6 protein-coding genes and 1 rRNA gene are annotated in these 13,367 nt (G+C 71.8%); 5 read left to right on the forward strand and 2 right to left on the reverse strand.

The window, feature by feature from the left end; translation table 11 throughout:
• Positions 1-87: ribosomal RNA gene (gene rrf, locus ACIRYZ_RS25640) — 5S ribosomal RNA — on the forward strand; the annotation flags it as partial.
• A 61-nt stretch (positions 88-148) separates the two neighbouring features.
• The gene (locus tag ACIRYZ_RS25645; RefSeq protein WP_402948142.1) at positions 149-994 is read left to right on the forward strand and encodes a phosphatase PAP2 family protein; all 846 of its coding nucleotides are present in this window, start codon (positions 149-151) and stop codon (positions 992-994) included.
• Here the strand turns inward: ACIRYZ_RS25645 and ACIRYZ_RS25650 are convergent.
• Both ACIRYZ_RS25650 and ACIRYZ_RS25655 read right to left on the reverse strand, forming a co-directional pair.
• The gene (locus tag ACIRYZ_RS25650; RefSeq protein WP_387629426.1) at positions 987-1,550 is read right to left on the reverse strand and encodes an acetate uptake transporter; all 564 of its coding nucleotides are present in this window, start codon (positions 1,548-1,550) and stop codon (positions 987-989) included. The two genes, ACIRYZ_RS25645 and ACIRYZ_RS25650, sit on opposite strands and share 8 nt — an antisense overlap.
• A gap of 254 nt (positions 1,551-1,804) precedes the next feature.
• Entirely contained in the window at positions 1,805-4,351 is a 2,547-nt protein-coding gene (locus tag ACIRYZ_RS25655; protein WP_402948145.1) for a SpoIIE family protein phosphatase, read from the reverse strand.
• A gap of 497 nt (positions 4,352-4,848) precedes the next feature.
• Here ACIRYZ_RS25655 and ACIRYZ_RS25660 point away from each other — a divergent pair, with 497 nt between their 5' ends.
• The 3 genes from ACIRYZ_RS25660 to ACIRYZ_RS25670 all read left to right on the forward strand — a co-directional run bounded on the left by ACIRYZ_RS25660 (position 4,849) and on the right by ACIRYZ_RS25670 (position 13,271).
• A complete protein-coding gene (locus tag ACIRYZ_RS25660) occupies positions 4,849-9,465 on the forward strand; it encodes a HAMP domain-containing protein (RefSeq protein ID WP_402948382.1) in 4,617 nt (1,538 codons plus the stop codon).
• A 323-nt stretch (positions 9,466-9,788) separates the two neighbouring features.
• Positions 9,789-10,424 carry a response regulator gene (locus ACIRYZ_RS25665; RefSeq protein ID WP_402948148.1) on the forward strand — a complete coding sequence of 212 codons (636 nt, stop codon included), beginning with the start codon at positions 9,789-9,791 and terminating at the stop codon, positions 10,422-10,424.
• Between the two features lie 168 nt (positions 10,425-10,592).
• Entirely contained in the window at positions 10,593-13,271 is a 2,679-nt protein-coding gene (locus ACIRYZ_RS25670) for a DNA translocase FtsK (RefSeq protein ID WP_402948151.1), read from the forward strand.
• Positions 13,272-13,367 lie beyond the last annotated feature (96 nt).

Genomic DNA, 13,367 nt, shown 5'->3' on the forward strand with positions numbered 1-13,367 from the left:
GGTTACATTCCGAACCCGGAAGCTAAGCCTCACAGCGCCGATGGTACTGCAGGGGGGACCCTGTGGGAGAGTAGGACGCCGCCGAACAATCATTCCAAAAAGACCCCCTCCCATTCGGGAGGGGGTCTTTTTGCGTTAACCTCTGCCAATGCAGAACCTGACCCTGACCTGGCAGTCCGCCGGGGGTGCCGCCGTCGGCCTCTACGGTGGCGCGTACGTCGCCGCGCGGGTCCGGAAGCCGGGGGTCTCGGCGCTGCTGCGAGAGGCCGGCACCCTGCTGGCGCTGTTCGCGCTCTGGCAGTTGGTGGGGCACCTGTCGGTGATGAGCGCCGACCACGCGTTGGACCGGGCGAGCTGGATCCACCACACCGAGCAGATCATCGGACTGCCGGACGAGGCGTCCTGGCAGGCGGCGATCACGCCGTACCCGGTGCTGGTGAGGCTGGCGAACTACTACTACGCGGTCATGCACTTCGCCGTGATGCTTGCTGTGCTGCTCTGGGTGTTCCTGCGGCACCGGGAGCGCTACGCATGGGTGCGCAACACGGTGGTGATCACCACCGCGGTCTGTCTGCTGGTGCAGTTCATCCCGGTGGCGCCGCCGCGGATGCTGCCGCAGAGCGGGTTCCTCGACGTGGCCGCCGAGTACGGGCAGTCGGTGTACGGGGGTGCGGTCGGCGGGGTGGTGGTGGCCGATCAGCTGTCGGCGATGCCGTCGGTGCACGTCGCCTGGTGCGTGCTGGCGGCGGTCGCGGTGGTGCGGGTGTCGCCGAGCCCGTTCCGCTGGGTGGTGGTGTTGCATCCGGTGCTGACGGTCGCGGTGGTCGTGGTGACGGCCAACCACTTCTGGGCGGACGGCATCGTCGCCGTCGTGATCCTGCTCCTCGCCTACGCCGTCCTGGCGTTGGTGGCGCGCCGACGGGGTCGGGCCGCCGTCGAGACGGCGACCCGACCCCGCAGTGGTGCCGAGGAGCGACTGAAGCAGATCACTTGACCGGCAGGGCGACCTTCCCCCAGGAGCCGTTGCTCAGCGCGGAGGTGGCCCAGTACCAGGCGACGAGCCCGGAGACGGCCGCGATCCAGCCGGCCGCCTTGGCGAGGCCGCCGTACCCACCGAAGGTGGCGATGGCGGACAGCACCAGGGAGAGCGTCAGCAGACCGTAGACGGCGCGGCTGAACAGGCCGGCGCCCCAGCTGGCCGCCGTGAGGCTGAGGGCGAGCAGGGCCCACAGCAGCAGGAACAGACCGGCCGCGTTCTTGCTCACGCCGCCCGCCACCGACCAGGTCGCCCAGAAGGCGCCGAGGCTGGTGAAGGCGGTGCCGGTGAAGCCCTCGCCGCGGCGGAGCTGCCACAGGCCCGCGATGAAGAGGGTGACGCCGCCGAGCAGGTGGGCGAGGTGGGCCGCGTCCCCGACACCGGCGCCGTGCAGGATTCCGGTGGAGAGCAGACCGTAGGCGAGCAGTGTCAGGCCGAGGGCGAGGTAGCCGAGGTTACCCGCGTCGGCTCCGGTGGAGCGGGCGTTCGATGCCCCGGTAGCGTCGTTGCTCACCGGAGGCTCCTTTCACTCTGGGCGCGCGCAGGGCGCAGTGACGCTTGGTGTCGTGTCGGTGAGTGGATGCGCGCGACCGCGCCGAGGGCGCACGGCGAAGGGCGTGCGCGGGCAGCGGTCAGAAGTGAGGTCAGAAGTGATGGGCCAGCGGAGAGCCGCTGGTCACGTCCCCGCCGGGGGAGATTCCCCGGCTAGATCGGTGTACCCGGCCCAACTCGCTTGTACCCTTGTGAAGATAACAATTTGTGACCGTGTCAGGCGGTGTGCTGGGTCGGCACCCGCAGGGTCAGGATCGCCATGTCGTCGGACGGCGGCTCCGGGGCGAAGCGCTCGACCGCGCGCTGCACCCGCAGCGCGACCGCCCCGGCGGTCAGGCCGGTACAGCCGGTGAGCACCTCGGCCAGGCCGTCGTCGCCCAGCATCCGCCGCCCCTCGCGGCGTTCGGTGACACCGTCGGTGACGCAGAGCAGGACCTCGCCGGGGGAGAGCACCAGGTGCTCGGCGGTGAGGTCGAGGTCGTCCATGACGCCGAGCAGCGGCTGCGGGGTGGCGGCCCGGTCGACCCGGCCGTCGGTGCGCAGCCGCAGCGGCAGCGGGTGGCCGGCGCAGACCAGGGACAGTTCGGTGCTGCCGTCCGGGCGGGGCGTCAGTTCGCCGTAGAGCAGGGTGAGGAAGCGGCTGCGCGAACCCTCGTCCAGGATGGCCGCGTTGAGCCGGCGGAGCACCTGCGGGGCGTCCAGGCCCTCGCGGGCGAGCAGCCGCAGCGAGTGCCGGGCCAGGCCGGTGACCGAGGCTGCCTCGGGGCCGGTGCCGCAGACGTCGCCGATCGCGAAGCCGTAGGTGCCCTCGCGGATGGTGAACAGGTCGTAGAAGTCGCCGCCGACCTCGTTGCCCTCGCCGGCCGCCTGGTAGTAGACGTCCACCTCGACGCCCGGGATCTCGGGCAGGTCCGGGGGCAGCAGGCTGCGCTGGAGGGCCTGGCTGGTGGCGGTGCGCTCCGAGTAGAGCCGGGAGTTGTCGAGGGCGAGGGCGGCCCGGCGGGAGAGGTCCTCGGCGAGTTCGAGGATCTCCTGGCGGAAGCGGACGCCGGACGGGACGCCCAGCGCGAGCAGGCCGATGACCCGGTTGCGGGCGGTCAGCGGCAGCACCACGGTCTCGCCGAGCAGTCCGGCCAGTTCGGGGCTGTCGGTGAGGCCGAGGGCCTCGGCGGTCCCGGCGGGAGCCGTCCAGAATCGGACGCCGTGGGTGGGGCCGGCCTCGGGGGCGGGGGTCTTGTCGAGCAGGTCGCGCAGCGGGTCGATCCGGTCCTCGTCCTCGTGCAGGACGAAGGCGAGGCCGGCCGAGGCACCGTGGTCGCCGTTGGTGTAGACGGCGCACCAGGAGGAGAGGGTGGGGACGGCCATCTGGGCCATCAGGGCGAGGGTCTGCTCGTGTTCGAGCGTGCCGGCCAGCAGGTCGGAGGCCTCGACGAGGAAGGACAGCGAGCCGCGGCGCAGCCGTTCCAGCTCGGTCAGCCGGGTGCTCTCGACGGCCAGGGCGACCCGGTCGGCCGCGAACTGCAGCCGCAGCGCGTCCTCGTTGTCGTAGCGGCCGGGCACGGCGGTGGCGATGCCGAGCGAGCCGATCAGGCGGCCCTCGACCTTGAGCGGGACGGTGACCAGGGAGCGCATGCCGCTGTCGGCGAGCAGCGGTAGGCCGGTGGGGCGGGCGGAGAGGTCCTCGTGGACGGAGGGCAGCCGGGCGGAGTCGTAGCGGTTGCCGGTCCCGACCGGGAAGCGGGCGTGCCGGCGGTGCCCGTGGTTGAGGCCGGCGGCGGCGCGGAGCTCGAACTCGGTCTCGTCGTCGGTGGTGAGCAGCAGGTACGCGGCGTCGGCGTCGAGCAGGTCGCGGGCGCGCTCGACGGTGCGCTGGAGCAGGGTGTCGAGGTCGTCGGTGTCGACCGGGCCGGCCAGCAGGTCGAGCCGGGGGCCGGTCGGGTCGGGGCGCTCGCCGGGCAGGGTGCGGGCGGGGGAGCGCAGCACGGCGCGGTCGGGTTCGAGGACGAGCAGGCAGAGCGTGGAGGGAACGCCCTCGGTGTCACGCACGCGCACCTGGGCGCCGTACACCTCGACCTCCTCGCCGTCGGCGCGGCGGACGCCGTAGCCGCCCTCCCAGCGGGCCAGCCGCAGGGTGTCGGTGAGGCCGAGGCCGCGGCCGGGGGACTGCGGCCAGACCGCGAGGTCGGCCCAGGGACGGCCGAGGACGGCGGCGGCGGGGTACTGGAAGAGGGCCGCGGCGTCCGGGTTCCAGGCCAGGACGCGGCCGTCCTCGTCGAGCTGGACGACGGCGACGTGCACCGGTCCGGGGCTGCTGGGCAGGTCGCTGCCGGGGGTGGCGGGGACGGCGTAGCGGGTGCCGACCACGTGGGCGGGCAGGGTGAGCCGGAACCAGACGGTCTTCTGCCCGGCCGCGTACTCGACGCCCCAGCGCTCGGCCAGGGCGGAGCACATCAGCAGGCCCCGGCCGCCCTCGCCGTCGGGGTCGGCGTAGCGGTGCCCGTCGCCAAGCGAGGGCAGGCCGCGCTCGGGGTGGTGGTCGGTGACCTCGATCCGGACGGTCTCCTCCTCGCGCAGGCAGCAGACCTCGGCGGCGGTGCCGGCGTGCACGACGGCGTTGGTGACCAGTTCGCTGACCAGGACGACGGCGTCGTCGACGACCTCGGGCAGGCCCCAGCCGAGCAGCGCGTCCCGGACGAACCCCCGGGCGGCGGCCGCGGACCGGCCGTCGGGATCGAAGGTGGCGGCTGCGCGCGCGGTGACCACGTTGCCACTTCTCCTCTGCTGCTCTTGCCCTGGCTGTCCGGGGTGCGGCGCCGACTTCCCCGTGCGCGCCGTCGGGGTGGGCGGCGTCGCTGGGTCGGGTCGCGACCCGGTGCAGCGCTCCACCCTACTTTCCGCTTGGTTCCCCGTGGGGGCGGGGCCGCGAAACAGGCACCTGGGGGTGATTCTGCCCACCTGTTTCGGACGGTGCGGTATCAACCGAGCGCAACCACCCGTATACCCGGTGCCAGTGCTGCCAGACTGGGGGGTCCGCGACGGCCGGTGGGAGCAGTACGGTCGTGTGGGTGCCGGTACGCCGTGGGGTCCGCCGGTACGCAGCCCAGCCGGGCCGGTGCCCGGGTGCGTGCCGTACGGCACGGCGGTCACCGGACAGTTCACTATGTGGGAGGGGCCCGTTGAGTTCGGCCACCAAGGACGCAACCAAGGACGCAACCGGTACGACGCCGCCCGCTCCGCGCGGTGGACGGTCCGGGACGGCGCTGCGGAGCGCGGCCGGCCGGCGATCGGGTCACAACCGCGGCGCCGAGCCGGCCGATCTGCGCAAGCTGCTGGCCGCGTTGACCGCGATGCGGGACGGCAACTTCCGTCGCCGGCTGACGGTTCCGGGCGACGGGCCGCTGGCGGAGATCGCCGCGGTGTTCAACGAGGTCGCCGAGCGCAACCAGCACCTGACCGGTGAACTGGCCCGGGTGCGGCGGGCGGTGGGCCGCGAGGGCCGGCTGAACGAGCGGCTGGAGACCGGTGCGGGCGAGGGCGCCTGGATGGCGGCCGTCGACAACTGCAACGCGCTGATCGACGACCTGGCCCGTCCGATGGCCGAGGTGGGCCGGGTGCTGAGCTCGATCGCCGAGGGCGACCTGGACCAGAAGATGGAGCTGCGCTCGCTGCACAGCAACGGGGTGAGCCACCCGCTGCGCGGCGAGTACCTGAAGATCGGGCGGACCGTCAACGGACTGGTGGACCAGCTCTCGGAGTTCACCGACGAGGTGACCCGGGTGGCCCGCGAGGTGGGCACCGAGGGCAAGCTCGGCGGTCAGGCCAAGGTCCGCAGTGTGTCCGGCAGTTGGAAGGACCTGGCGGACTCGGTCAACACCATGGCGGGCCGGCTGACCGCGCAGGTGCGCAACATCGCCCAGGTGACCACGGCGGTGGCCAAGGGCGACCTGTCCCGCAAGGTCACCGTGGACGTGGCCGGCGAGATGCTGGAGCTGAAGAACACCGTCAACACGATGGTGGACCAGCTGAACAGCTTCGCCGCCCAGGTCACCACGGTGGCCCGGGACGTCGGTACCGAGGGCCGGCTCGGCGGTCAGGCGCAGGTGCCGGGCGTGGCCGGGGTGTGGCGCGAACTGACCGACTCGGTGAACTTCATGGCCGACAACCTGACCGGCCAGGTGCGCAACATCGCCCAGGTGACCACGGCGGTGGCGCGCGGGGACCTCTCGCAGAAGATCGAGGTGGACGCGCGCGGCGAGATGCTGGAGCTGAAGAACACCATCAACACGATGGTGGACCAGCTGTCCGGCTTCGCTGAACAGGTGACCCGGGTGGCCCGTCAGGTGGGCACCGAGGGGCGGCTCGGCGGTCAGGCGCAGGTGCCCTGGGCGGCCGGGGTGTGGCGGGATCTGACCGACAACGTCAACTTCATGGCGAACAACCTCACCGATCAGGTGCGCAACATCGCCCAGGTGACGACCGCGGTCGCCAAGGGCGACCTGTCGCAGAAGATCCAGGTGGACGCGCGCGGGGAGATCCTGGAGCTGAAGAACACCATCAACACGATGGTGGACCAGCTCTCCTCCTTCGCGGACGAGGTGACCCGGGTGGCCCGGGACGTCGGCACCGAGGGCATCCTCGGCGGCCAGGCCAGCGTGCCCGGGGTGTCCGGCACCTGGAAGGACCTGACCAACAGCGTCAACCTGATGGCCAACAACCTGACCAGCCAGGTCCGCAGCATCGCCGAGGTGACCACCGCGGTGGCGCGCGGCGACGTCTCGAAGAAGATCACCGTCGACGCCCGGGGCGAGATCCTGGAGCTGGTGACCACCGTCAACACGATGGTCGACCAGCTGTCGGCCTTCGCCGACGAGGTCACCCGGGTGGCGCGCGAGGTGGGTACCGAGGGCATCCTGGGCGGCCAGGCGCGGGTGCGTGGGGTGTCGGGCATCTGGAAGGACCTGACCGACAACGTCAACTTCATGGCGTCGAACCTGACCGGTCAGGTGCGCAACATCGCCGAGGTTGCCTCCGCGGTGGCCCGCGGCGACCTCTCCAAGAAGATCACCATCGATGCCCAGGGTGAGATCGCGACGCTCGCCGGGACCCTGAACACCATGGTCGACCAGCTGTCCGCGTTCGCGGTGGAGGTCACCCGGGTGGCGCGCGAGGTGGGCACCGACGGCACCCTGGGCGGTCAGGCGAGCGTGCCGGGCGTGGCCGGCATCTGGAAGGACCTGACCGACAACGTCAACCAGATGGCCAACAACCTCACCGGCCAGGTCCGCAACATCGCGCTGGTGATCACGGCGGTCGCCCGCGGTGACCTGTCGCAGAAGATCGACGTCGACGCGCGCGGCGAGATCCTCCAGCTCAAGACCAACATCAACACCATGGTCGACCAGCTCTCGGCCTTCGCCGACGAGGTCACCCGGGTGGCCCGCGAGGTGGGCACCGACGGGCGCCTGGGCGGCCAGGCCCGGGTGCCCGGCGTGGACGGCACCTGGCAGGACCTCACCGAGTCGGTGAACGAGCTGGCCAACAACCTGACCCGGCAGGTGCGCGCGATCGCCCAGGTTGCCACCGCGGTGACCAGGGGCGACCTGAGCCTGCGGATCGACGTGGATGCCGCGGGGGAGCTCGACGAGCTCAAGGACAACATCAACCAGATGATCGCCAACCTGCGCGAGACCACCCGCACCAACCAGGAGCAGGACTGGCTCAAGACCAACCTGGCCCGGATCTCCGGCCTGCTCCAGGGCCGCCGGGACCTGGAGGCGGTCGCCTCGCTGATCATGACCGAGCTGACCCCGGTGGTCTCCGCCCAGCACGGCGCCTTCTTCCTGGCCCAGCCGGCCGGCCGCACCGCCGAGCTGATCACCGAGGACGACGACGAGAACGACACCGTGCTGCGGCTGATCGGCAGCTACGGCTACCAGCGGCGGGCGATGCCGACCACCTTCCGGCCCGGCGAGTCGCTGATCGGCCAGGCGGCGGTAGAGAAGCGGGCGATCATCGTCAAGGAGGCGCCGCCCGGGTACCTCAAGATCGCCTCCGGCCTCGGCGAGGCCTCGCCGACCCACATCGTGGTGCTGCCGGTGCAGTTCGAGGGCCGGCTGCTCGGCGTGATCGAGCTGGCCACCTTCAGCTCCTTCACCACCGTCGCGCTGGACTTCCTCAACCAGATCGCCGACCTGATCGGCGTCACCGTCAACACCATCAGCGTCAACACCAAGACCGAGGGCCTGCTGCTGGAGTCCCAGCGGCTCACCGCCGAACTGTCGATGCGATCCGCCGAGTTGGAGGCGCGCCAGGAGGAACTGGAGCGCACCAACGAGGAGTTGCAGGAGAAGGCCGAGCAACTCGCCCAGCAGAACCGCGACATCGAGATCAAGAACGGCGAGATCGAGGAGGCCCGGCAGGTCCTGGAGGAGCGCGCCGAACAGCTCGCCCTGGCCTCCCGCTACAAGAGCGAGTTCCTCGCCAACATGTCGCACGAGCTGCGCACCCCGCTCAACTCGCTGCTGATCCTGGCCAAGCTGCTCTCCGACAACAACGAGGGCAACCTCTCGCCCAAGCAGGTCGAGTTCGCCGACACCATCCACGGCGCCGGCTCCGATCTGCTCCAGCTGATCAACGACATCCTGGACCTGTCCAAGGTCGAGGCGGGCAAGATGGACGTCCGTCCGGCCCGGATCGCCCTGGTCCAGCTGGTCGACTACGTCGAGGCCACCTTCCAGCCGGTCGCCGTGGACAAGAACCTGGACTTCGCGGTGCGGGTCTCGCCCGCCCTGCCAGTCACCCTGCACACCGACGAGCAGCGGCTCCAGCAGGTGCTGCGCAACCTGATCTCCAACGCCGTCAAGTTCACCGACAGCGGCGGCGTCGACTTCTCGATCAGCGCGGCCAGCCACGGCGTCCCGCAGCACGTGCGCGAGCGGCTGCTGGAGTCCGGCTCGATCCAGGACCCGGACGACGAGCTGATCGCCTTCTCGGTCTCCGACACCGGCATCGGCATCCCCGGCAACAAGCTGCGGGAGATCTTCGAGGCGTTCAAGCAGGCCGACGGCACCACCAGCCGCAAGTACCAGGGCACCGGTCTCGGCCTGTCGATCAGCCGGGAGATCGCCCGGCTGCTCGGCGGCGAGATCCACGCCGAGAGCGAGCTGGGCCGGGGTTCGACCTTCACCCTGTACCTGCCGCTGCGCACCGAGGCCCCGGACGGCGCCCCCGTCGACCGTCAGCCCGAGCGCCCGGGCCACTCGGCCGCGCCGGTGCCGCGCGCCTCGGTCGGGGTGACCCCGGTGGGCCTGCCGGTGCCGGTGGGTGAGAACCCGGCCGACCACTGGGCCCAGGAGGTCCGGGAGCTGGCCGAGGAGCGCCGCCGCGGGGCGTTGGAGCGCCGGCGCAGCGCCGCCCTGGAGAGCGCCGCCCCGCCCCGCCAGGCGGAGCCCGCGCAGCAGCCCCGGCCGGTCCGCGGCGACACCCGCTTCGACGGCCAGCAGGTGCTGATCGTGGACGACGACGTGCGCAACGTGTTCGCCCTGACCAGCGTGCTGGAGCAGCACGGCCTGACCGTCCTGTACGCCGAGAACGGCCGCGAGGGCATCGAGATGCTGGAGCAGCACGAGCACGTGGCGCTGGTCCTGATGGACATCATGATGCCGGAGATGGACGGCTACGCGACCACCGAGGCGATCCGCCGGATGCCCCAGTTCGCCGGGCTGCCGATCATCGCGCTGACCGCCAAGGCGATGAAGGGCGACCGTGAGAAGTCGCTGGAGGCGGGCGCCACCGACCACATCACCAAGCCGGTGGAGACCGACCACCTGCTGTCGGTGATGCACGAGTGGTTGAACGGGGGCCGCGGGCGTGAGTGAGTGAAACGAGCGAGCCGTCGAATGGTGCGTTCCGTGCGGCGTGAACTCCAGGCCGGGCCCCGGGGTTCACGCCTGCCGGTCGGTCGGTTTGCTGGCGGACGGGCCCGGGAACCCGGTAGGGTCACCGATCGTTGCGAACAGTGACCGGACGGCGACACAGTGGTGAGCGTGCGCCGGAGCACTGACTGCGCGCCGTTCCGGATCGGGTCCCGACGGAGCGATGTGCCGGGCGAGGGGGTGCGGCTAGCATGACCGGGGTAGCGGTGGGCAGTACGCGAGTGCCTTCACCGGGCGGCAGGCAGGCGACAGGAGGGCGGGCCCCCATGCAGAAGGCGAAGATCCTCCTGGTCGACGACCGACCGGAGAACCTGCTGGCGCTGGAGGCGATCCTCTCCGCCCTGGACCAGACGCTGGTGCGCGCCGCCTCCGGCGAGGAGGCGCTCAAGGCGCTGCTGACCGACGACTTCGCGGTGATCCTGCTGGACGTCCAGATGCCGGGCATGGACGGCTTCGAGACCGCCGCCCACATCAAGCGCCGCGAGCGCACCCGGGACATCCCGATCATCTTCCTCACCGCGATCAACCACGGGCCGCACCACACCTTCCGCGGCTACGCGGCCGGGGCGGTGGACTACATCTCCAAGCCCTTCGACCCGTGGGTGCTGCGGGCCAAGGTCTCGGTCTTCGTCGACCTGTACGTCAAGAACTGCCAGCTGAAGGAGCAGGCCGCGCTGCTGCGGCTGCAGCTGGAGGCGGGCGGCGGCGAGCCGGCCCTCGGCGGGGCGCTGCTGGGCGAGCTGTCCGCACGGCTGGCGGCGGTCGAGGAGCAGGCGGAGGCGCTGGGCAAGCAGCTGGACGGGGCCGAGGACGCCGGAGTGGCCGCCACCGCGGCGCACCTGGAGCGCAAGCTCGTCGGCCTGCGCCGGGCCCTGGACGCGATGCGCCCGGGCAGCTTGTAGGACGTCCGCCGGGCGCGCGGAGCCGGCGCCCCGCGTTGGGCTGTCCGGGTGGTTTGACGGTGCGGCCGGGTGAAAGCCGGTCAGCGTGACAGTGTGTCTGCGACACGTCCGGGCGCTCCGGCTCGGCCGCATGTGCACCGGTGGTCCACACCGGTAGGCTGCTGACCCATGGCCACTCGCACGCCCGGGAACGCGGCACGTAAGTCGACTCCGGGACCGTCCAAGAAGGCCGCGGTGAAGGCCCCGGGCAAGCCGCCCGCGAAGAAGGCGGCAGCTCGCAGGGCCCCCGCGAAGAAGGCGGCGGCCAAGTCGGCCCCGCCGCCACCGCCGTCCCGCTCGGGGCTGATGCGGCTCCTCAACGCCTTGGCGAGCCCGATCGCCGCGATCTTCCGCGGCGTCGGCGACGGCGCCAAGAACCTCCACCCGGCCCACCGCAAGGACGGTCTGGGCCTGGTGCTGTTCGCACTCGGGATGGTGACCGCCGCCGGCACCTGGTTCAGCCCGCAGGGCTGGCTGGGCGAGGCGGCCACCGCCGTGGTGTCCGGGCTGTTCGGGCGGCTCGACGTGCTGGTGCCGTTCCTGCTGGCCGGGATCGCGATCCGGCTCTGGCGCCACCCCGAGCTGCCGGAGGCCAACGGCCGGATCGTGATCGGGCTGGGCGCGCTGCTGGTCGGCGTCCTCGGCCTGGTCCACATCGGGTGCGGCGCGCCCATGATGGGCAGCGGGGCCTCCCGGATAAGGGCGGCCGGCGGGATCATCGGCTGGGCCGCGTCCACCCCGATGATGGCCGCCGCCGGGCCGGCGCTGGCCGTGCCGCTGCTCCTGCTGCTGGCCTTCTTCGGCCTGCTGGTGGTCACCGCCACCCCGGTCAACCGGATCGGCGAGCGGGTGCGGGGGGTGTTCATACGGCTCGGCGTGATCGAGTCCGGGCCGGAGGACGAGCCGCGCTGGGGGCGTACGCCGGAGCGCGAGCTGTCCACAGACCCGCCGGAGGACGCCGACCCCGACGCCATGCCGTTCACCCTGGACACCGACGGTGAAGACCCGACCGACGAGGTGGCCGCCCGCCGTCGCCGCCGACGGCGCAAACAGAGCGTCGACGACGAGGAGCAGCCGGAGGCCGTCCGGGTCTCGCTCGACAAGGAGCCGCCGGACCCGTACGCCACCCGCGACCTCGCCGCCGGCGCGGCCGCCGACCTGGACGGCGCGCTGGTCTACGGGGTGCCCGCCTCCTCCGCGGTGGCGGACATGATGCACCAGGTCAAGGACCTCACCGCCGCGCCGGAGGAGCCCGCCGTCCCGGCCGCGCGCAGCGGCGGACCGGGCGCGCCCGCGGAGCACGGCCCGGCGCCGGTGCGGATGGAGCAGCTCCAGCTCGGCGAGGGCATCACCTACGCGCTGCCCTCGCTCGACCTGCTGGAGCGCGGCGGCCCGGCCAAGGCCCGCAGCGCCCTCAACGACGAGGTGGTGGCCCAGCTCACCGGCACCTTCGCCGAGTTCAAGGTGGACGCCAAGGTCACCGGCTTCACCCGCGGCCCGACGGTCACCCGCTACGAGGTCGAGCTCGGCCCGGCCGTCAAGGTGGAGCGGATCACCGCGCTCGCCAAGAACATCGCGTACGCGGTGGCCAGCCCGGACGTGCGGATCATCAGCCCGATCCCGGGCAAGTCCGCGGTCGGCATCGAGATCCCCAACCGGGACCGCGAGATGGTCAACCTCGGCGACCTGCTGCGCTCGCGCACGGCCGCGGAGGACACCCACCCGATGGTCGTCGGCATGGGCAAGGACGTCGAGGGCCACACCGTGATGGCCAACCTCGCCAAGATGCCGCACATCCTGGTGGCCGGTGCGACCGGCGCCGGCAAGTCGTCCTGCATCAACTGCCTGATCACCTCGATCCTCGCCCGGGCCACCCCGGACGAGGTGCGGATGGTCCTGGTCGACCCCAAGCGGGTCGAGCTGACCGCGTACGAGGGCATCCCGCACCTGATCACGCCGATCATCACCAACCCCAAGAAGGCCGCCGAGGCCCTCCAGTGGGTGGTGCGCGAGATGGACCTGCGCTACGACGACCTCGCGGCGTACGGCTTCCGGCACGTGGACGACTTCAACGAGGCCGTGAAGGCCGGCAGGGTCACCCCGCCGCTGGGCAGCGAGCGGGAGCTGAGGCCGTACCCGTACCTGCTGGTGATCGTCGACGAGCTGGCCGACCTGATGATGGTCGCGCCGCGCGACGTCGAGGACTCGGTGGTCCGGATCACCCAGCTGGCCCGCGCGGCCGGCATCCACCTGGTGCTCGCCACCCAGCGGCCCTCGGTGGACGTGGTCACCGGCCTGATCAAGGCCAACGTGCCGTCCCGGCTGGCCTTCGCGACCTCCGCGATGGCCGACTCCCGGGTCATCCTGGACCAGCCCGGCGCGGAGAAGCTGATCGGCAAGGGCGACGCGCTCTTCCTGCCGATGGGCGCGAGCAAGCCGGTCCGCATGCAGGGCGCGTTCGTCACCGAGGCGGAGATCGCCAAGGTGGTGCAGCACTGCAAGGACCAGCTGAGCGCCGTCTACCGGGACGACGTGATGGCCGGGGCCGGGCCGAAGAAGGAGATCGACGAGGAGATCGGCGACGACCTCGACCTGCTGATCCAGGCGGCCGAGCTGGTGGTCTCCACCCAGTTCGGCTCGACCTCGATGCTCCAGCGCAAGCTCCGGGTCGGCTTCGCCAAGGCGGGCCGGCTGATGGACCTGATGGAGTCGCGCGGGATCGTCGGTCCGAGCGAGGGCTCCAAGGCCCGGGACGTCCTGGTGAAGCCGGACGAGTTGGACGGCGTGCTGATGACCCTGCGGGGCTGACGGGCCGTGCCCTCCGGGTGTGTTCACCCGTTCGGAGGAGGGTAGGCGCGGTGTGGGGAACCGAACGTCCGTACACCGCGGCACAGGCCGGAAAGT

Origin of the sequence: Kitasatospora sp. NPDC101155, assembly GCF_044768305.1 — a bacterium.
Lineage (GTDB): Bacteria > Actinomycetota > Actinomycetes > Streptomycetales > Streptomycetaceae > Kitasatospora.

Excerpts from the sequence above, each read along its gene's own strand:
- ACIRYZ_RS25645 (WP_402948142.1), top strand. The coding sequence starts at position 149 with ATGCAGAACCTGACCCTGACCTGGCAGTCCGCCGGGGGTGCCGCCGTC.
- ACIRYZ_RS25665 (WP_402948148.1), top strand. The coding sequence starts at position 9,789 with ATGCAGAAGGCGAAGATCCTCCTGGTCGACGACCGACCGGAGAACCTG.
- ACIRYZ_RS25670 (WP_402948151.1), top strand. The coding sequence starts at position 10,593 with ATGGCCACTCGCACGCCCGGGAACGCGGCACGTAAGTCGACTCCGGGA.